The sequence below is a fragment of the Neobacillus sp. PS3-34 genome (assembly GCF_030915465.1).
Taxonomy (GTDB): Bacteria; Bacillota; Bacilli; order Bacillales; family Cytobacillaceae; genus Neobacillus_A.
Genome location: NZ_CP133267.1, coordinates 1,671,134 through 1,691,943, shown reverse-complemented (window position 1 = coordinate 1,691,943; position 20,810 = coordinate 1,671,134). Strand labels below are relative to the sequence as shown.

Below are 20,810 nucleotides of genomic sequence, written 5' to 3'. Positions count from 1 at the left end.
ATTTAAACTGTAAAGGACATTTAACGAGAGTTCGGATTTGGATTGGTATCGGGGGAATACGATGGATATACAGGAACATTCAACAGATGAAGTAATGGAAGTATGTTTGCTGGCCGGCAAAATTATGCTTCAAAGCGGTGCCGAAACGTATCGGGTAGAGGATACGATGACGAGAATGGCTTCCTTTTTTGGCATACGCCAATCACATAGCTATGTTACACCTACAGGAATCATTTTTTCGGCAGAGGGTAATGAGCCAACGAAAACAAAACTGATACGCATTTCCGAGCGGTCGACCGATTTGAAAAAGGTGACTATGGTAAACAGTATTTCGCGGAGAATAAGCAATGGTGAGGTAGGTCTAAGTGAAGCAAGCGGCCTTTTAAATGAAATTGATTCATTAAACCTAACTTTCCCATTTTCTATACAGGTTGCGGCAGCCTCGATTGCAAGCGGATGTTTCCTTATCATGTTTAATGGAACCTGGTATGACTTTTTCCCTTCCTTAATAGCAGGCGGACTAGGATTTCTTGGACTGGTTTATTTCCACAGGCTTGTTCCAATCAAGTTTTTTTCAGAGTTTCTTGCTTCATTTATAATAGGGCTTCTGTCATTTTTATTTGTAAAATCCGGCGTAGGCCATGAGCTCGATAAAATCATTATTGGATCAGTGATGCCGTTGGTACCAGGTCTCCTTATAACCAATGCAGTGCGGGATTTAATGGCGGGACATCTTGTATCAGGGCTTTCAAAAGGGGCTGAAGCATTTTTGACTGCGTTTGCGATTGGTTCCGGAATAGCGGTCGTATTGTCATTTTTGTAAGCAATGGAGGGTGCAAATGAACATTATTGAGCAGTTAATAACAAGCTTTATTGCAACAGGTGCCTTTGGCGTCATTTTCAATGCTCCAAAGCAGTCCTTGATTAAATGCGGTTTAGTCGGGATGGTTGGCTGGCTTATTTATGTGGTGATGGTGAACAATCAAGCTGATACGGTTTTAGCCACTTTAGCCGCAGCCTTTTTCGTTGCGGTTATCAGCCATGTTTTAGCCAAAATATATAAGACCCCGGTCATTATTTTTAGTGTTGCCGGCATTATTCCATTAGTGCCGGGAGGCCTTGCATATGATGCGATGAGAAACTTCGTTGAAAATGATTACGGTTCAGCCCTCACTCTTGCTGCAAAGGCATTCATGCTCTCAGGTTCCATTGCTTTTGGGCTTGTTTTTTCTGAAGTGATCAACCAGATTATTCGTAAAATTCAGCTCCAGCAAAAAGTGAAAGGATGATAAAAGGGCCGCATTCCATTATAGTATGCGGCTCAATCTGTCTTATAATCATTTATTTAGCAGTCCTTTTTTCAATCATAGCACTCCAAGCTGTTAATAAAACAGCTCCAAGTACCATGACCCCGCCAATCCATGGTGTGTGAATTAAACCGATGGAATCTACAATAAGTCCCCCTACAAAAGCGCCAATTGCAATTCCTACGTTGAAAGCGGCAATGTTTAATGCTGAAGCGACGTTAACAGCAGAAGGCGCATGGCGTTCTGCAAGCTTCACAACTAATACCTGGAGTCCAGGTACGTTCATAAAGGCCAACAAGCCCAATAAGAAGATGGTAATGACTCCCGCGATTTTAAACGGTGCAGTAAATGTAAGAATTACCAAAATGATTGCTTGAGCAACAAACATCCAGAATAATGCTTTTAAAGGATTTTTGTCGGCTGCTTTTCCGCCAACTGTGTTTCCGATGGCAACTGCAATTCCGTAAACTAATAAAATGACACTGACTACCTTTGGGGTAAACCCGGTTATATCCTGAAGAATCGGTGTTAAATAGGTGAATGCAACAAATGTACCGCCGTAGCCAAGAGCCGTAATGGCAAATGCCAATAGCAATGGACCATTTTTAAGTATCTTCATCTGGTCACTGAATTTAGAAGGCGGAGCATCCTTTAGATTTTTTGGTACTAAAATGGCACTGGCAATGATGCCGATGACGCCAAGAAAGGCAACGCCCCAAAAGGTTGCTCTCCAGCCAAATGTCTGGCCGATAAATGTACCTAACGGAACTCCAGTGACAGTAGCAACAGTTAATCCTGTAAACATAAAGGCAATCGCACTGGCACGTTTATGCTCAGGAACCAAATCAGCTGCAATAGTGGAACCAATTGAGAAGAACACTCCATGCGAAAAAGCGGTAATAATACGTGCAACTAGCAATAAACCAAAACTTGATGAAATCGCAGAGACAGAGTTACCAACAATAAAAATCACCATTAATGCCATTAGCAAAGATTTGCGGCTCATCTTATTGGTTAAAGCAGTTAAAATTGGAGCTCCAAAGGCAACTCCCATCGCATATCCAGAAATCAACAATCCTGCTAACGTAATCGATATATTTAAATCATTCGAAATCGTGGACAATAACCCAACAGGGACAAATTCTGTGGTACCAATCCCAAATGCACTAATTGCGAGTGCCATTAGAGCGGGTGTTCCGCCTTTTTTTCTTGCGTAAGTGTATGTGAACTCAACGGAATTCCTCCTTAATTGTTATGAATGATTGCATTGAAAGCATCCGGTGAAGGCGCCGTCCACCAAAATCTCTCGATGAATGCTATTATGAATCATACATTGTTAAAATAAAAGTACGCACTTAAAAGTAATGTAGGCACTTAAAAGTACCCTATACTCGATTGTTGGTGGTAACGTTATAATAAATCCAACGGTTTGATACGCACCAACAGTATGTTAGTATGAATCATAGAATGTTTGATGGGAAGTACGTACTTTTAGGTTCTATAGGAACTTAAAAGTTCCTATAGACCTTAAAACGGAGATTCCTATTAATCGTATTGTGCATAAATTTATGTATACAAATGCATTGAGATAGTGATTAATGTAGAGGAGGCCGTCAAAAATGAAAAAATATAATATACCAGTTGAAGCAGCGTTGGATGTGATCGGTGGGAAATGGAAGGTAGTCATTCTATGCCATCTTATAAAAGGGAAAAAACGCACCAGTGAATTAAAGAAACTTATGCCTGGAATTACACAGAAAATGCTTACCCAGCAATTACGTGAATTAGAAGAGGATGATGTTATCCTTCGTGAGGTATATAATCAGGTGCCGCCAAAGGTTGAATACTCGCTCACTGACTACGGATGGTCGCTAAAGCATATTTTAGATTCCCTTTGTATGTGGGGAGAACAGCATATAGAAAAGGTATATCCAAATAAAGAAGATGTTCTCATCCAGCCAGTCGAATAAAAAGGAAAAGCCATGCAAACAATGCATGGCTTCTCTTTTACTCGTCCCATCTGATCCATTCCTGTGATTCGAGTATCTCCAGAAACTTCATCAATCGTGGAAGAGCTGGTTCCGCGTCTTCTCCGAACTGTTCGGAAAGACATTGGGATATTTCTTCGACTGTTTTGTTCGCCAATGTCTGCTTGATTACAAAGGATCCAAATGTATCAAGCTTAATTTTCCTTACTGAAGGCTGTTTTAAATAACGAATAGAAAAGCGTTCAACAAGGTTGCTTCGATCAACAATTAATAATGCTTCACCTTCATCGTAACGGACTTTTTCCCGTAAAAGAGGAACCATCGTCAGAAGGTTCCTCTCTTCTTTTCCGAGCTTAAACATTACTGTTTTTCCTCTTATAAGACACATACCAAAGAGCTGCAGCAAGAATGAGGAAGAGGATAAATGGCAGCAAATCGCTAGGCGACTTTGCCACATCCGGAACTGGAACGCCCGCATAAATCAAAATGGCTATGATGACACCAACTAATGATTCTCCGGCAATTAATCCGGATGCAAAAAGTGTTCCTCGGTCGCCACGTTCTTTGCGCACTTCATCATTTTTAGAAAAGCGGTCGATGAAATAACGGACGAAACCGCCGATCATAATCGGTGTGCTGACATGAACCGGTAAATAAATACCTACAGCAACAACTAATGAGTTCAAACCGAAAAATTCAAGTGTAATCGCAATCGCAGCTCCAATGAAAATTAAATTCCATGGAAGGTCACCACCAAGAACACCTTCAGCGAGAATTTTCATCAGTGCAGCTTTTGGTGCCGGCAGGTCAGCCGATCCCATGTGATAGGCATTATCCATCAAAATCAAGATGGAACCGATAACAGCAGCAGAAGCGACAACTCCAATCATCATGGCAACCTGCTGTTTCCATGGAGTACCACCAACAATGTGACCAGTTTTTAAATCCTGTGAAACGTCACCGGCAACCGCCAATGCTGTACAAATGATTGCGGCAACAATAAGTGCTGCAACCATTCCTTCTTTCCCTGTAAAGCCGGTTGCTTTATATAAAAGAGTAACAATCAATAAAGTTGCAATAGTCATACCGGAGACAGGGGAAGATGAACTACCTACGATTCCGACAATCCGGGAAGCGACAGATACGAACAGGAATCCAAAAATAGCGATGGAAATCGCTCCAATGATGCCGACCTGTGTAACTGGTGCGAAGGCAATGATTAAAATAATCGCCAGGATGCCGATAATCACGTAAAGTTTAGGAATGTCTTTTTCAGTACGCGGTGCATTTGTTAACGCAGTGCCGCGATTAGCTTGTACACCTCTGAAAGTGGCAAGCGCTGAACCGAATAGGGTAGGCAGGGTTTTAACAAGTGTAATCAAACCACCAACAGCAACTGCTCCGGCACCGATATAACGGATATAACCATCCCAGATGCCCCACGCGTCCAGCTTGCTGATTGGATCTGATGCCGGGAAAATGGCAGTCGTTGCGTCTGCCCCAAAGAAGCTGATAGCTGGAATGAGAACGACCCATGCCAATAATCCGCCGCCCAGCATTTCACCCGCTACACGTGGGCCGATGATATAGCCGACACCAAGCAAGGATGGCAGGGCATCAAGTCCGATCACAGCATTTTTAAAACCGGTAATGCCTGTTTCGACCTCGGTTTTAAATAATTTAAAGCCGTCTCCCAAAGCTTTTACGATGGCGCCGACAAGTAATCCAATTCCGATTAGCTTGGCATTTGCGCCGCCTTCTTCACCGGATTTTAATACTTCAGCACAGGCTGTGCCTTCTGGATATGGAAGGATTTCGTGTTCTTTTACGATTAAAAGGTCGCGCAAAGGGACCATCATAAATACGCCGAGGAAGCCCCCGGTTAGTACGATAAAAAGAATCAATCCCTGACTGACATCGATATGCCAAAGGAATAAAGCTGGCAGAGTAAATACCGCTCCGGCACCAATTGCCTCACCAGCAGTCGTCATCGTTTGCACGATATTATTTTCCAAAATGGAATTTCGGCGAAACAAACCTCGAAGAATGGCCATCGATATTACCGCCGCTGGAATAGAAGCCGATACGGTTAACCCGATGCGCAAGCCCAGATAGGCATTTGCTGCTCCGAAAACAACTGCAAGGATAATCCCTAATATAATAGCTGTTATAGTTAATTCTGGCAGTGACTTCGATGCAGGTACATATGGAACAAACTTATTCTGCTTAGAATTATCTGACACTAATTTCCACCACCTGTTCATTTTTTTAGAGCAAAAACGATTATAGCACTTTTTGTAGAATAGTCACAGAAATTCGACTATTGCAGAGAAGTGTTTGAAAACTATGACGAATGTTGTTATTGCATTCTTATTTAGTATATGAAAAAAGCCTGGTTTCCATTAGAAAACCAGGAGTGAAATTAAATTTAATAAGTTAATGTAAAGATCATACTAAAAAACTTCTCCTATAAGTAACTCTAAAATGTGTAAGGGGTGAAAACACCTATAATTATTTCATTTTAAGGAAAATCTTTCTTGTTTAAAAAATAACTTGCTATTTTTAAAATTTTATGTATAAAAAAGGGTTACTGTTCTCTACAACGGGTATCTATATTATGAAGCTACCTTATTAAAGGAGGAAGATTAATAATGAATAAGAGAATTGTTGGAGTATATGATAATGGACATGATGCTGTAGAGGCGATTGAAGATTTAAAGAGACAGGGTTATGACCGTGACGATATTTCAGTTGTGGCGAAGGATCGCAACGATGTTGATTTAATTAGTGAAGAAACTGGTACTAAAACAGAGGAAGGTATGGCTGCAGGTGCAGCTACAGGAGGAGTCCTAGGCGGCTTGGCTGGTCTTTTAGCCGGCGTTGGAGCTCTGGCCATTCCTGGAATCGGCCAATTCTTACGGCCGGTCCTATCGCAGCGACCCTAACTGGTGCTGCTGTCGGAGCTGGCGCTGGCGGTCTTGCGGGTGCATTGATTGGTATGGGAATTCCTGAGGACGAAGCAGACCGATATGAGAGCGATGTTAAATCAGGAAAAATCCTTGTACTCGTTGATTCAGATGGGAAGCGTTCCTTTGTGGATGACACCACTGCAACTACAGCAGGCGGGTTGGGTGCAGGAGCAGTTGGTACTTTCTCGGATACAGATGAAACCTTAAGAGGGACAACCCTTGATAACCAGGTATCAGGTACAAATATTAGAAACGAGAGTACGGATAGTATGCGAGGAATGATGACAGGCGGTTCTTCTGTAGGCGGTTCAGGAGTATCCGACACATCAGCAGTAAACCGTCCAGCTCCGGATGCAGATACGGTCCTCGGTAATGTTGCTCCAACAGGAAGAACAGCAGGCGGAAATTCCCCAGGTGCAGACATGGGAGATTCCAGCTTTGGAAATAACGAATCAGCGTATAATCCAGGGATAGGTACAGATCCGTCATTATCCAACACTCCGCCGGCAAACTCCGAACTTGGAAATTCGGCTATCACAAATGAACCATTTGATGGTGGATATGGTAATGCGTCAGACGATAAATATAAGCGCAGATAAATAGAAAAAGTAATAAAAAGGCAGAGGGGTGAGAAACCCTTCTGCCTTTTATATAGTGAAAATCTTTTCATTCCTTAAAAATTAAATAGCTTTTAGAATTGGAAAAAGCGGGTTCAGCATAGCCCGCTTTTGTGTTTGTCTCCAGTACAGTTTCTCGAGTCAGTAGTACGGAGAATTTTATTTTTCAGCGCTACCACCTTAGGGCGCTTGCGCTTTTCTAAGTAACTTGCAACTTAACAAGTGTAATATATGAATTTTTATCATAGTATATGCCGCGGTAAAAATTCCACCTGATCGTTTTTAACCTAAACGACGTAAGCCCTACCTCTCTTACATCCTAACGGCTCCGAAGCCGATCCAGTGTGAATAAGTCTATCTGAAAAACTGTAAGCAGAATGCCAATTTTAATTATTCACTATATGTTCCAAGTTACTTCAAAGTCTTATTATATTCTTTTTCCTTTTAATTGTCAATGATATAGACAATTAAAAGGTAGGTGTAAATGGGATGTAAATATATTTGTCTACATTTACGAGAGTCATTTTTATCCGTATTGTATTTTTTATGACCCAATTTTCAACATTAATCTTATTTTTCAAAATTCTGAATAGCAAAAGTGTGAAAAAAGAGCTATTATAATAATACATATATTTAGGTTTACGAAACAATTTTTGATGGCAGGTGGAAATAAGTGCAGAAGGTGTTTTCCTTTTTAAAACCGTACCGTTTAACGATGGCAGTTGCGCTCTTTTTGATGTTGGTAGAATTAGCAGTAGAACTTTGGCAGCCTTTGTTGATGGCAAGAATTATTGATGAAGGCGTTATAAAGAAGGACTTAAATGAAGTAGTGATGCTCGGAGGGCTTATGGTTGGACTATCGCTCATATCTTTCTTTTCAGGTGTTACAAATTCATTTTTTGCGTCACATTCAAGCCAGAGCTTTGGATTCGATGTGAGAAAAGCATTAATGGAAAAAGTACAGGCGTTTTCGTTTGCGAATTTTAACCGGTTCTCGACGTCTTCACTCGTAACGAGAATGACGAATGATGTAACCCAAATACAAAATACAGTTTTTATGAGCCTTAGAATCATGCTGAGAGCACCACTGTTAATTATCGGGGGCTTGTTCCTAGCACTTTCGGTTGATTTGAAGCTTGGTCTTATTTTATCAGGAGCCGTCCCATTTCTAGTCGTTTTCCTTGTATGGGCTATGAAGAGGGCGATATTACTTTTTCGAACCACTCAAGATAATCTTGATGCTGTGAATAATGTCATCCGGGAAAATCTCACAGGGATGAGACTGATAAAAGCATATATCAGGGGAAGCTACGAAGTGTCCCGATTTAAAAAAGTGAATGAAAAGCTCAAGGACCGGACTGCTTCTGCATTAAGGTTAATTGAATTCACCTCCCCCGTTCTTATGATGGTCATGAATATCGCGATTCTAGCCGTTCTATGGTTTGGCGGCGATGAAGTGAAAACGGGAGGAGTAAAGGTCGGCGGAGTCGTTGCGATTGTCAATTATGGAACAAGAATTACAGCTGCGTTGACGATTGTATCGATGATTTTAATGGTCTTTTCGAGATTCAAGGCATCAGGACAGCGAATTGTAGATGTTTTGAACACGGAAGTAGATTTGTTGAACTCTTCGGATGCGGACGCCGCACTTCATATAAAAGAAGGGCACGTTGAATTCCGGAATGTATCCTTTCAGTACCCTGAAACATCAGCTCCTGTATTAAAGGATATTAATTTTAAAGCAGAAGGCAGTTCGACTATTGCCATATTGGGTGCAACTGGTTCCGGAAAAACATCCTTATTTCAGCTAATCCCCCGTTTATATGATGTTGATCGGGGCGAGGTTTTAATTGATGGACACAATATCCGGACGATGAAAATCGAATCTCTTCGGAAGGAAATTGGCTTTGTGCCTCAGGAGTCATTATTGTTTACAGGAACGATAGCTGAAAATATTGCCTGGGGCAAGGAGGATGCTACGCTGGAGGAGATAATGGAGGCAGCGAAAAATGCTCAAATCCATGAAACCATCATGTCCTTTCCTCAAGGCTATGACACAAGGATCGGCCAAAAGGGAGTCAATCTTTCCGGAGGACAAAAGCAGCGGATTTCCATCGCCCGTGCACTCGTCAGAAAACCAGGTATACTGCTTTTGGATGACAGCACGAGTGCACTTGATTTAAAGACTGAGGGTCTTCTCCTTGAAGCTTTGAGCAAGTATGCTTGTACTACCTTCCTTATCACTCAAAAAATAACAACAGCTATGAAGGCGGATTCAATTTTGCTTTTAGAGGATGGGGAGCTTAAGGAGCAGGGAAGCCATGATTATCTTTTGGAAAATTCCCCGCTTTATAAAAAAATCTTCGAGACTCAATTTGAAGAGGAGAAGAGACAATATGTACAGGGAGTTAATTAAGCCATTTCAATATAAACGGCCCATTTTTGGAATAAAAGAGAAAAAGGGTTCCGGAAAAAAGAAAGTTAAAGCAAAAAATTGGCAGGAAACACTGAAAAAGCTGTGGATTTATTTATCCGAAAAAAGAAGCATGCTTTTTCTTGTTGTGGGTATGGTGGTACTCAGCTCGGGGCTTAGTTTATTGGCTCCAGTTATAATAGGCAGGGCAGTTGACCATTATATTGTAACGAAACAAACTAACGGCCTTTTATCATTATTAATCTGGCTCGGAGTCATTTATCTGCTGTACTCGCTGTCGTCTTTTCTGCAGAGCTACTGGATGATTGGGATTGCGCAGAATACGGTGCGAAAAATAAGAAATCAAATGTTCGAGCATCTGCATGGGCTTCCGATTTCTTTTTTTGACAAGCGCCAGCATGGCGAGTTGATGAGCCGTGTAACAAATGATATGGAAAATGTCAGTTCGACATTGAATAGCTCCGTTATTCAAGTGTTATCCAGCGGGCTTACACTGGTGGGCACGGTAGCGGTGATGCTTTGGCTCAGTCCTCTCCTTACTGTAATTACAATGATCATTGTTCCGATCATGTTTATGGGAATGAAGTGGATTACTAATCGAACTGGATTCCTTTTTAAGCAGCAGCAGCAAAATCTCGGCGACATAAATGGTTTTATCGAGGAAACCATTTCTGGGCAGCGGATCGTTAAGACGTTTTCGCAGGAACAAAAGGTGATTTCTGAGTTTCTTGTAAAAAATGAAAGACTGCGTCAATCAGGCTTTTGGGCACAAACTTATTCCGGTTTTATTCCTAAACTGATGAACGTTTTAAATAATTTAAGCTTTACTATTATTGCAGGAGTTGGCGGTATCTTTGCTCTTAAAGGCATGATCACCATTGGGACGATTATTGTTTTCACTGAATATTCCCGTCAGTTCACCAGGCCATTAAATGACTTGGCGAACCAATTTAATACACTTTTGTCTGCCGTAGCAGGTGCTGAAAGGGTTTTTGAGATTCTTGATGAAAAAGAAGAATCGAAGGACGAAGCAGAAGCGATGGAGATAGATCATCTCGATGGAAAAGTTGAATTCAAGGATGTGTCCTTCTCATACGAAAAGGGCGGAGATACAGTATCCGGGCTGTCCTTTCAGGTTTCACCTGGACAGACGGTTGCTCTTGTCTGCCCTACGGGCGCAGGGAAATCGACGGTGATGAACCTGCTCACCCGGTTTTACGATCCCGATGAAGGAGCCATTTATTTTGACGGTATCCAATCGACAAAAATAAAAAGGGCGAGCCTTAGAAGAAAAATGGGCTTTGTTCTGCAGGATTCCTTTTTGTTTGAAGGCACAATCATGGAAAACATCCGATATGGCAGGCTTGAGGCAACAGACGAAGAAGTGGAGGAAGCTGCAAAGCTCGCCAATGCTGATTCCTTTATAAAAAACCTTCCTGATGGTTATCAAACGATCCTGAAACAGGATGGAAACGGAATCAGTCAGGGCCAGAAGCAGCTGCTCTCGATTTCCAGAGCCCTGTTGGTTGATCCATCCATCTTAATTCTGGATGAAGCAACCAGCAGCATTGATACAATTACCGAATTGAAAATCCAGGAAGCCTTAAAGGTACTAATGGAAGGAAGAACAAGTTTTATCATTGCACACCGTCTCAATACGATACGCCATGCGGATCAAATCCTTGTTCTCCACAGCGGCAGGCTGATTGAAAAAGGCACCCACGAATCATTGCTGAAAGAAAAAGGTTTTTATTATGAGCTTAATAGTGGTGCGAAGACAACCTGAGTGATTGGGTTGTCTTTTTTTATTTCGAAAAGTTTGAACTATCAAAACTGTACAACTTATCTTAGTTTCATAAATATATAGTGGTTAAGACCGATAAGAAGGTAGAAGTATTTCTTTTAAGAAATAATGAAGGGGAAATTAGATATTCATCCAAAGAAGAGAGGGTAAATTAAATGGCCAATACATCATGGACAAGTCACAAAAAAAAGAGGCTATCTATTCGTGTAAAATGGATCTTCCTCATTTGCACATCGATTCTAATTGCGCTCGTTGGAACAGTGCTTTTTACGCATTACACTGTAAGCGGGATCTTGCAAAAGGACAACACCTCTGCTAATAAAGAAAATGCACGGAATGCAGCTGCGCAGGTTGATCTTAATCTGAAAAACTATGAGAATTCCCTTGAACAGCTGGCTGAGCTAACAGCTGCCAATATGAAAACGGCTAATTCCATGCCATTGATTGATAAGTCGATTGAAGCACTGCAAAAAAACAATAAAACGCTCATTTCCGTTTATTTCATGGACTTTCATACGGGTAAGCTTCATATTTCACCCTATGTAGAATTCAACAAGGATGTCCGGGAAACAAGAACTTATAAAGATTTAACAAAAAAAACGAAAACTATATGGATGGATGTTTATAAAGATACAGTTTCGAATAAAATTATGACCTCTGTGGTGACACCAGTGCTTTCTGATGGAAAAATGGTAGGCGCTGTCGGTTATGATATCGATTTATCTTCCATTGGAGCAGCTCGTCAAAACATCGAAAACGAATCAAATAGCAAGCTGGTTATACTTGATGCACAAGGATTTATTGTCAGCTCCTTTATGAAAAATACTGACGGAAAGAATATGAATCCAGTCAAAAGTGGTTCTGTAGAGGGTGTTACGGATCTTTTATCAAATGCCAAAACATTCAAATCGAAATTCGGATGGGTGGAAGGAATATATAAAAATTCAAATAGTAGGTCCCAAAGCTTTTCGTGGCAGGGAAAGGATTATTCAGGTCAAATTACAACAATCCCAAGCCTGAACTGGAAAGTGTTATCATTTAAGCCAAATGAAATTTTTGCAGAGAAAATGAACCAAATACGAAACACAGGCATTTTCTCCATTTTAATTGGGTTACTGTTAGGAGCCGTTATAGCAGTCCTTCTTGCTGAAAAATTGAAAAAGATGATTGCTGGATTCCAATCGGTTCTGAAGAAAACTTCAGAGGGAGACCTTGTCACAGAAATGAATGTCCCCTCCAACGATGAAATGGGGGATCTTGCTAAAAGCTATAATGATATGTTGGGTAATATTAGAAGGCTCATTCAAAAAGTGGATGATAACGTCAAATCTGTCAATCAAGCTACGAGCGGATTAAAGGTGATTGCTAACGAAAATAGTGCGGCCATCTCTGAAGTCTCCCGATCGATTGAAGAAATAGCCGCAGGAGCGGGCAATCAGTCAGAGGAAATAGAGAGAGGTTCTAATGCAGTTCATGAATTAAGCAGTGAGATTGAAGAATTAATTAAACAATCTGCCTCGATTGAGCTAGTAGTGGGGGATGCTGCTTCCCAAATCAAAATGGGAAATGAACAGGTTGATAATTTGGAAGAATCGTATCGTAAGCTTGAAGCTGCCTTTGATCAGGTAACCGGAATGATTTCACAGCTTGATGATAAATCAAAATCAATTTCAAAAGTTTCTTACGCTATTTCTCAGATTGCCGAACAAACGAATCTTTTATCATTAAATGCTTCAATCGAGGCTGCAAGAGCTGGAGAGCATGGAAAAGGCTTTTCGGTTGTGGCGAATGAAGTCCGCAATCTTGCCGAAGAATCAAAAAAGGCTGCAAATGATATTCAGGTAATCATCAATAGTGTTCTGAAAGATACTAAGGAATTAGTAAATGTAATGGCGGAAACAAACCAGATCAGCTTTGAGCAAAAGGGAGCAGTTACCACAGTTAGCACGTCGATTAACCAAATGACAGCATCTTTAAATAAAATGATGCAATCAGTTGAGGAAGAGACTGCTTCTATCAGCATGATTCAAGTGCAAAAAGAAACGGTTGTGAGAATGATTGAGGAAGTCTCTGCTGTTTCACAGCAAACGACTGCCTCCTCTGAAGAAATCGCAGCAGCAATGGAAGAGCATGCGCCTCATCCAGTGAAGTTGCTCAATATACAACCCAGTTAACAGACATGATTGGGGAGTTAAAACATGCTGTTGCAGAATTCCGTATAAAAGAATAACTAATGCCTTTCAGCCAGCTGGATATCCCGGCTGGCTTATTATTTCAATTTTTTTGTGGGATATGTTTGGATCTAAAGATGATTTGGTAGGTAAATCCTATAATGATAATTAACCCTAAACTAATTAAAACGCCCATCCTTTGGGTGGCATGCAGCATCGCTCCAGAGACGGCCACAAGAATAAAAGCTATTCCCATGTAGGAAGTAAATGGGAATCCAGCCATTTTGAAGGTCGCCCCATTCTGTTTGTAATTCGGACGCAGTTTTATTTGTGAAGAGAGGATGATGGTCCAGTTTAAAATAAGCATTACGCCTGCCGCAGTCGTTATGTACTCATATAGCTTTCCTGGAAGGATGAAAGAAAATATAAGAGAAGCGGCAACAGCGAATCCGGTTAAGTACAGGGAACGTACTGCGATTCCCCTATGGTTTTTTGTAGCTAGGGATTTCGGGGCAGCGCCATCTTCAGCTAGTGAAATCAGGATGTTTGTTACCGAAAACAGAGCGCCAACCATGGTCGAAAAAGCAGCACTTATAATAATAATATTAAATATGGAATCCATGTAAGGCAGATTAAAGGATGCCAACGCGGTTACGAACGGACTTTGTGATTCATCGATTTTGTTCCAGGTTACCATGTACAGGGCGAAGTAAATCGAAAGGATGTAGACACTGACCAGCGCAATCAGCATCCCAATGCCCGCTTTCGGCACATCCTTTTTATTTTTTAATTCGGATGAGGCAATTCCAATAACTTCAATCCCGCCAAATGAGAAAAAAACAAAGATTAAGGCAGACCACATCCCTTTAATTCCAGTCGGGACAAAATGCTTAAATACACTTTTTTCGTTTAATGAAACGGAATGAGGAGAGATGACGTGAGTCAGAAGCAAGGCTCCAAAAATAATAAAGATAATTAAAGTAGACAATTTGACGATGGCAAAAATCGATTCGATTTTGCCGAAGTTTTTTACGCCCAAAAGATTAATACCGAAGGCGATAACTATGTAAATTACTGTGAAAATCCATAAAGGGATATGGGGAAACCAGAATTGGGTAAAGGTCGCTAATGCGACAGCCTCGCTTGAAATGATGAGAACCCCCGCCAGCCAATACATCCATCCAGATATAAAGCCTATTGAATTTCCGAATGCTTTTTTCGCATAGGTTCGAAATGAGCCAGTTACCGGATCCATGACCGTCATTTCTGCGAGAGCACTAAATACAAAGAATGCTGTTATTCCAGCGAAGAGGTAATCGATTAATATAGCGGGACCAGCTGTTTTTATTGATAGGCTTGTGCCGAGGAAGAAACCAGCGCCGATAATCGAACCGATTCCAATTAGCGAAAGCTGCCACCAGGCAAGGCCGGATGTTTGACCCTGTTCGCGGTTTTCAGCTTTTTTATGCCGAACAGTTTGTTTTACCGTTTGTTCGTTATCCATTAAAATCCAGTCTCCTTCCGCAATTACATCCCGATTAGTGTTACCTTGAAGTATCGTTGCATACTAAGATCAAGCTGTAATATTTGAAAAGCTGTTCAAAAAAATAAATAATAAGTACATATTTAAGAAATTCACTGAGGAGATGGTAAAATGATCGGCTTTATCGGATTAGGCATTATGGGCAGCCGTATGGCGGAAAACCTTCTTGATAAGGGATTTGAATTAATTGTCCATAACCGTACAAAGGACAAGGCGGAAGCCTTGCTTGAAAAAGGGGCAGTTTGGCCGATACTCCGGCTGAAGCAGCCAGGAAATCAGACATCGTTTTTACTATGCTTGCCAATCCTGCTGTTGTGGAAGAGACAGCCTTGGGAGAAGACGGTCTGCTAAACGGACTTTCTAAGGGAAAGCTGTGGGTCGATTCGAGCACAGTAGACCCATCCTTTTCAAGGCGAATGGCAAAGGAAGCAGCCTCAAAAGGCATCCGCTTTATGGATGCACCGGTTTCTGGATCAAAAATACCTGCAGAAAAGGGAGAGCTGATCTTTTTAGTCGGAGGAGAAAAAGCGAATCTAGAGGAAATCACGCCAATGCTTGAAGCAATGGGAAGTCAGATTGCCTTTCAGGGTGAAAATGGCATGGGATCATCCATGAAGCTGGTTATTAATTTAATGCTTGCCCAAACAATGGCTGTCTTTTCCGAGGCAATCGCACTTGGAGAAGCGATGGGTCTGGATCAGGAAAAGGTGGTAAATACTCTCCTTAACGGAGCGACAACTGCCCCATTCCTGAAAGGCAAAAAGGATAAAATCCTTAACAGAGAGTTTTCGGCGGAATTCCCGCTTGAGCATATGCAAAAGGATCTTCATCTTGTTTCACAGGCGGCCTATGAAAATGGTGTTGCCATGCCGATTGCCAACCTCACTAAGGAAATCTATGCACAGGCAAAGCAAAATGGACTGGCAGATGCCGATTTTTCAGCAATCAGCCAATTTATCTCGGCGCGCACATAAAAAAATAAGACAGATAAAAAAGCAGCTGATGAGACAATAGGATTCGGATCTTAACGATAGGCTGTTTTCTAAAAGATTGTTGTTTTGTAAATAGGTTTTTAAAAGCAATTCCGAAAAAGAAGTTGATTGGAATGGAAGGTGCGAGCTCCTCGAAAATGCTCTCGCATTTCCTTCGTGCGGTGTTGATTCTAAGAAGATGATTCAACGTCCTGCGGGAGCAGCGGGACAGGTGAGACCCCACAGGCGCAGAGCGCCGAGGAGGCTCACCGCACGCCCCGCGGAAAGCGAGCATCCTGGAGTGAAAATCAACTACTCATTAAATAGCAACAAAGTATACGAATACAGCCTATCGACAAAACCTGCTTCAGGAGCAGTCAAATATATGATAAACTCTCCTCGTACACAATTGGAACAGAGAGCAGCAAAATTAAGTAAGAAGAAAAGAGCAGATAGGCAAGAGCCATCTGCTTTTTTATATGTACAGATAATATTCAAAGTATAGAAAGATAATTTAATAGGTATAAAGGTTTGCATAATTCCCTGTGTTTTCCTGTATATTTTTACCTATATTTTATTTAGTTCAAAAATATTGCTTTTTCTGAAAATAAATTATATTATACCGATATACAAAGGAAGCTTGCGTTTTGAATTGTCGAAAAATTTGGAAAATATTGCATCTGGGAGGACTTTATGAATCTATTTAGAAAAAAAAGCATTCAAGATCTTATCAGAAATAGTGAACAAAAAAATATAACGTTGAAAAAAGAACTTGGCGCCTTTGATTTATCGATGCTTGGAATCGGGGCCATTATCGGAACAGGGATTTTTGTCCTGACAGGTGTAGCTGCTGCGGAACACGCGGGTCCAGCTCTGATACTTTCCTTTGTTCTATCTGGACTGGCTTGCGTATTCGCTGCATTATGCTACGCAGAGTTTGCTTCCACAGTACCTGTTTCAGGAAGCGCGTATACTTACAGCTATGCGACCTTCGGAGAATTAATTGCCTGGATTTTAGGCTGGGACTTAATTCTTGAATATGGACTAGCATCGTCTGCAGTCGCCAGCGGCTGGTCAGGTTATTTTCAAGGCCTGATTGGAGGTTTTGGAATTCATATTCCAAAGGCGATTTCGAGTGCATATGATCCTGCAAAAGGAACGTATATTGATATACCTGCAATAGTAATTATATTTTTTATTACTTTCTTATTAACACAGGGTGTGAAAAAATCAGCACGTTTTAATTCTATTATGGTAATCATTAAATTAGCCGTTGTTCTTCTATTTATTGGAGTAGGTGTTTGGTATGTAAAGCCAGGAAACTGGACTCCGTTTATGCCGTTTGGTTTTTCAGGAGTTACTGCTGGTGCAGCGACAGTCTTCTTTGCTTATATTGGTTTTGATGCTGTATCCACAGCGGCTGAAGAGGTTCGAAATCCGCAGAAGAACATGCCAATTGGGATTATCGCTTCCCTTCTGGTATGTACAGTCCTTTATATTATTGTATCAGCGATTTTAACAGGCATCGTTCCTTACCAAGAGCTTGGTGTAAAGAATCCGGTTGCGTTTGCGCTTAACTATATTCATCAGGATTGGGTTGCTGGCTTCATCTCGGTTGGGGCGATTGTAGGGATTACGACTGTGCTGCTTGTCATGATGTATGGACAAACTCGGTTGTTCTATGCAATCAGCCGTGACGGCCTTCTTCCAAAAGTTCTATCGACTGTTGATAAGAAAAAGCAAACTCCGGTTGTTAATACATGGATTACTTGTCTGCTAGTTTCATTTTTTGCAGGAATAATCCCGCTTAGCAAGCTTGCTGAACTTACGAATATTGGAACACTGTTTGCATTCATGACTGTATCTATTGGTATTCTATATCTTCGTAAATCTAAAACACCATTGAAAAGTGGATTCAAGGTTCCGTTTGTTCCTGTCATCCCGATTTTAGCATTCATTTTCTGTGGATACCTGGCTCTCCAGCTTCCTAGCCTGACTTGGATCAGTTTTGGAATTTGGCTTGTAATCGGGTTAGTGGTTTACTTCTTATATGGAAGAAAACACTCCACCATGAATGTTAATGCAGAACCATTACGGAAAATTAGTTAAATAATATATTTTCGGATTAGAACCTGCCCGAGGGGCAGGTTCTTTCTTTTACAAAGGAATATGAAAAATTTGTCGAATTTAAGAGTTTTTTCAATTATTATGTCAAAGATTGCTAGAAAGGTGGTAAAATGGGAGGGGGAAATGAGGTTAGCTAGTAAAGACTAGATAGTTTTAATGAGGAGAAATGATATGAAGGAGATTGTCAGTATACCCAGACTAGAGTTTGAAGAAAAAAAGGCTATAAAACTTTTTATTACATTGTTTTATTCTTTTCTTTTTATTTTTGAGATTTTTTTTAATTTTTTAAGTCCTGACCGTCCTAAAGACCAACTAGCCTTCCTTCATAAGGGGTTAGGGATTTGGGTTTACATTATAATTCTTAGCTTACTCCCCATCTCTACTTATCTAATAAAAAAACAAAAAGTCTTCGTTATAAAATACATGTTTCTTTATACTTATCTAATAACCAATTTTATACAGAATATGTTGGTTTACTATGGAACGGATAAACCCTTTGAAGAAGGAAATATTGCAGAAATATTATTTGTATTATTTTCTCCTATTTTCATAAATAAAAGGTTTTTTTGGATAGCATCAATTGGATCAATTGGAAAATATTTATTAATTGGTTTGATTTTGCATGATTCACATGTTTTTATTCCAAGTTTAATATTTTGTGTTTTTTCTGCTATTTCGTTTATCATCTTAAATCGATTTTTTTCTTATATAAATTCTTTGACATTAATCCATGAAGATTTGCGCCAAAAAGAAAAGCTGGCTGTAGTTGGTCAAATGGCTACTGCAATTGGTCATGAAATCCGTAACCCACTTGCTTCATTAAAGGGGTTCACTCAGCTGCAACAGGAAAGTAATCCAGAAGGAAATGCGTTTTACTCAATTATGATCCAGGAGATTGATCGAATTAATTCTATCGTAACTGATTTAATGTACCTTGGTAAACCTCGAGCAAAGAAATTAAAACAAGAGAACATAGAGGAAATTATTTCGTATATCCTTTCAATATCTCAACCCCTAGCCCAAAGGCAAGGAATCAATCTTGTGACTGTCTTTGAGGATTCATTACCTCATATAGAATGTGATGCTGATCAATTAAAACAAGTTTTTATTAATTTGATTAAAAATGCTATCGAAGCAATGCCGGATGGAGGAAACATACAAATAAATATCAAAGTTATCGAAGACAATAGATTGTTAATCTCTGTTAAGGATGAAGGTTATGGGATTCCAGAGGAACACCTTGAAAATATTGGTACACCTTTTTATACCACGAAAATGGAAGGAACTGGTCTTGGGTTAATGGTTTCAAATCAAATCATAAAAGACCATAAGGGAGAATTAATTTTCGATAGTTTTCTAGGATTGGGTACAAGAGTAGACATTAAAGTGCCGATATCACAACATTAAAAATAATCCAATATTTTTTTGAAAATAGAAACTATTTAAAGATATTCATCCAAAAAAATACAAAAAAATTCTAAAATTATACATAAAATAAATAAAAAGAAGCATTTTTCATCTAGTAGTATTGATATATAATGATGAAAAATGTTGAATATTCATGAAATCTTTTAAACAATTTAATTTAGATTTCCACAGTCTAAATAGATTAGAGGTAGCTTGATGAAGAAATTCTTAAATGATGCCCCGATATTATATGAAGAAAAACGTACTTTAAAATGGTTCTTGGCTTTGTTTTACTTGATATCAATATCTTTTGACCTTTTTTACAAGTATTTTTTTCCTAAATTTATTAAACACTCTGCGGCAAATTCTCCAGGCGTCGTTTTCTATTTTAGTTATGTAGTTTTATTCGGACTACTTTTAGTGGTTTATTTTTTTAATAGACAAGAAAAGCAATATCTTATCAAATATGTTTATTTTATAACTTTTACTTTATTAAGTTTATATAGTGATTTTTATACTTATATAGGGAATCCGGGTGATTACAAGAGTGGAAATGCTGTTGAAATTTTTTGGTTGTTGTTATCTCCAATCTTTGTCAGTAGCCGATTTTTCTGGGTAGTCTCACTAGGTTTAATTCTTAGATATATTTTAGTAGGATTTATCCTTCCATCTCCAATAGTCATTTTCCCAATATTAATGATTGCAGTTTTATCTATCTTTTCATATATTCTCTTAAATCGGTTCCAGTCTTATGTAAACGCTGTTAAAGTTTCATATGATAAGCAGTTGGAAGGGATTGTAAAAGGGGTAATTGCTGCACTTGAATTGAAAGACCCTTATACAAGAGGACATAGTGAAAGAGTGGCTAGTTATGCCTTATCACTTGCTAAAAAAATTGAGAGATTTACTGAGGAAGAATTAAAGTCTTTTAATTATGCTTGTCTTTTGCATGATATAGGGAAAGTTAATATACCTGATCAAATATTAATGAAACCTGGTAGTCTTACTTTGGAAGAGTATGAAATTATTAAATCTCATACAGTTGTTGGTGCTGAAGCCGTTTCAAAGGTAAACGGAATGAAAAATAGTTTAGATGTAATTCGTTCTCATCATGAACGGTGGGATGGTAAAGGATATCCGGATCAATTAATAGGGAGGGAGATCCCTTTCCTAGCTAGAGTAACTGCAATAGCAGATGCATTTGATGCAATGACTTCCTCAAGATCATATCGCACAGCATTATCAGTTGAAGAAGCTTACAAGCGTGTAATAGAAGGATCGGGTTCACAATTTGACCCTTACTTAGTTGAAGAATTTAAAAAGGTGTTTCCAGTTTGGCTTGAAATCCATGAGGATTGGCTCTCAAAAACTAATAAACAACATGTGAACTTTAGAAATATAAATAGTATTTAAAGGAGGTGTAATAATGAAAATACGCAAACTAAAAAAAATTAAAACAACTTGCTGGTGGT

At 39.7% G+C, this 20,810-nt stretch carries 14 protein-coding genes and 2 pseudogenes; 12 read left to right on the top strand and 4 right to left on the bottom strand.

Annotated features, from left to right (window positions below):
* Positions 1–61 precede the first annotated feature (61 nt).
* Both RCG23_RS08695 and RCG23_RS08690 read left to right on the top strand, forming a co-directional pair.
* Complete coding sequence (locus RCG23_RS08695; RefSeq protein ID WP_308179374.1) at positions 62–823, top strand: threonine/serine exporter family protein; 762 nt, start codon at positions 62–64, stop codon at positions 821–823.
* A 16-nt stretch (positions 824–839) separates the two neighbouring features.
* A complete protein-coding gene (locus RCG23_RS08690) occupies positions 840–1,289 on the top strand; it encodes a threonine/serine exporter family protein (protein ID WP_308179373.1) in 450 nt (149 codons plus the stop codon).
* A 52-nt stretch (positions 1,290–1,341) separates the two neighbouring features.
* Here the strand turns inward: RCG23_RS08690 and RCG23_RS08685 are convergent, their stop codons facing one another.
* Positions 1,342–2,490, bottom strand: a complete 1,149-nt coding sequence (locus RCG23_RS08685) for an MFS transporter (RefSeq protein ID WP_308179372.1) — start codon at positions 2,488–2,490, stop codon at positions 1,342–1,344.
* Between the two features lie 436 nt (positions 2,491–2,926).
* Between RCG23_RS08685 and RCG23_RS08680 the strand changes: the two genes are divergently transcribed.
* Positions 2,927–3,277: a winged helix-turn-helix transcriptional regulator gene (locus RCG23_RS08680; RefSeq protein WP_308179371.1), complete on the top strand. Its 351-nt coding sequence runs from the start codon at positions 2,927–2,929 to the stop codon at positions 3,275–3,277.
* A 37-nt stretch (positions 3,278–3,314) separates the two neighbouring features.
* Here the strand turns inward: RCG23_RS08680 and RCG23_RS08675 are convergent, their stop codons facing one another.
* Both RCG23_RS08675 and RCG23_RS08670 read right to left on the bottom strand, forming a co-directional pair.
* Positions 3,315–3,656, bottom strand: coding sequence for a PqqD family protein (locus tag RCG23_RS08675; RefSeq protein WP_308179370.1), 342 nt, complete (start codon positions 3,654–3,656; stop codon positions 3,315–3,317).
* Positions 3,649–5,559, bottom strand: a complete 1,911-nt coding sequence (locus RCG23_RS08670; protein ID WP_374049819.1) for an OPT family oligopeptide transporter — start codon at positions 5,557–5,559, stop codon at positions 3,649–3,651. The genes RCG23_RS08675 and RCG23_RS08670 overlap by 8 nt, the downstream gene beginning before the upstream one ends.
* A gap of 387 nt (positions 5,560–5,946) precedes the next feature.
* Between RCG23_RS08670 and RCG23_RS08665 the strand changes: the two are divergent.
* The 4 genes and pseudogenes from RCG23_RS08665 to RCG23_RS08650 all read left to right on the top strand — a co-directional run.
* Positions 5,947–6,458, top strand: a pseudogene (locus RCG23_RS08665) (general stress protein); the annotation flags it as partial.
* A gap of 1,096 nt (positions 6,459–7,554) precedes the next feature.
* A complete protein-coding gene (locus RCG23_RS08660) occupies positions 7,555–9,297 on the top strand; it encodes an ABC transporter ATP-binding protein (RefSeq protein ID WP_308179368.1) in 1,743 nt (580 codons plus the stop codon).
* Complete coding sequence (locus RCG23_RS08655) at positions 9,278–11,101, top strand: ABC transporter ATP-binding protein (protein WP_308179367.1); 1,824 nt, start codon at positions 9,278–9,280, stop codon at positions 11,099–11,101. Before RCG23_RS08660 ends, RCG23_RS08655 begins: the two co-directional genes overlap by 20 nt.
* A 173-nt stretch (positions 11,102–11,274) precedes the next feature.
* Positions 11,275–13,293, top strand: a complete 2,019-nt coding sequence (locus RCG23_RS08650; protein WP_308179366.1) for a methyl-accepting chemotaxis protein — start codon at positions 11,275–11,277, stop codon at positions 13,291–13,293.
* 100 nt (positions 13,294–13,393) lie between these two features.
* Here RCG23_RS08650 and RCG23_RS08645 read toward each other — a convergent pair whose 3' ends face one another.
* A complete protein-coding gene (locus RCG23_RS08645; RefSeq protein WP_308179365.1) occupies positions 13,394–14,794 on the bottom strand; it encodes an amino acid permease in 1,401 nt (466 codons plus the stop codon).
* 150 nt (positions 14,795–14,944) lie between these two features.
* Here RCG23_RS08645 and RCG23_RS08640 point away from each other — a divergent pair.
* The 5 genes and pseudogenes from RCG23_RS08640 to RCG23_RS08620 form a co-directional block, all read left to right on the top strand.
* Positions 14,945–15,354 (top strand): annotated as a pseudogene (locus tag RCG23_RS08640) (NAD(P)-dependent oxidoreductase); the annotation flags it as partial.
* Between the two features lie 30 nt (positions 15,355–15,384).
* Positions 15,385–15,807, top strand: a complete 423-nt coding sequence (locus RCG23_RS08635; protein ID WP_308180011.1) for an NAD(P)-dependent oxidoreductase — start codon at positions 15,385–15,387, stop codon at positions 15,805–15,807.
* A 690-nt stretch (positions 15,808–16,497) separates the two neighbouring features.
* Positions 16,498–17,913: a branched-chain amino acid transporter BcaP gene (locus tag RCG23_RS08630; RefSeq protein ID WP_308179364.1), complete on the top strand. Its 1,416-nt coding sequence runs from the start codon at positions 16,498–16,500 to the stop codon at positions 17,911–17,913.
* 189 nt (positions 17,914–18,102) lie between these two features.
* Positions 18,103–19,338 (top strand): ATP-binding protein, encoded by a 1,236-nt coding sequence (locus tag RCG23_RS08625; protein ID WP_308179363.1) that lies wholly within the window; start codon positions 18,103–18,105, stop codon positions 19,336–19,338.
* A 216-nt stretch (positions 19,339–19,554) separates the two neighbouring features.
* Positions 19,555–20,751 (top strand): HD-GYP domain-containing protein, encoded by a 1,197-nt coding sequence (locus RCG23_RS08620; RefSeq protein ID WP_308179362.1) that lies wholly within the window; start codon positions 19,555–19,557, stop codon positions 20,749–20,751.
* Positions 20,752–20,810: the final 59 nt, after the last annotated feature.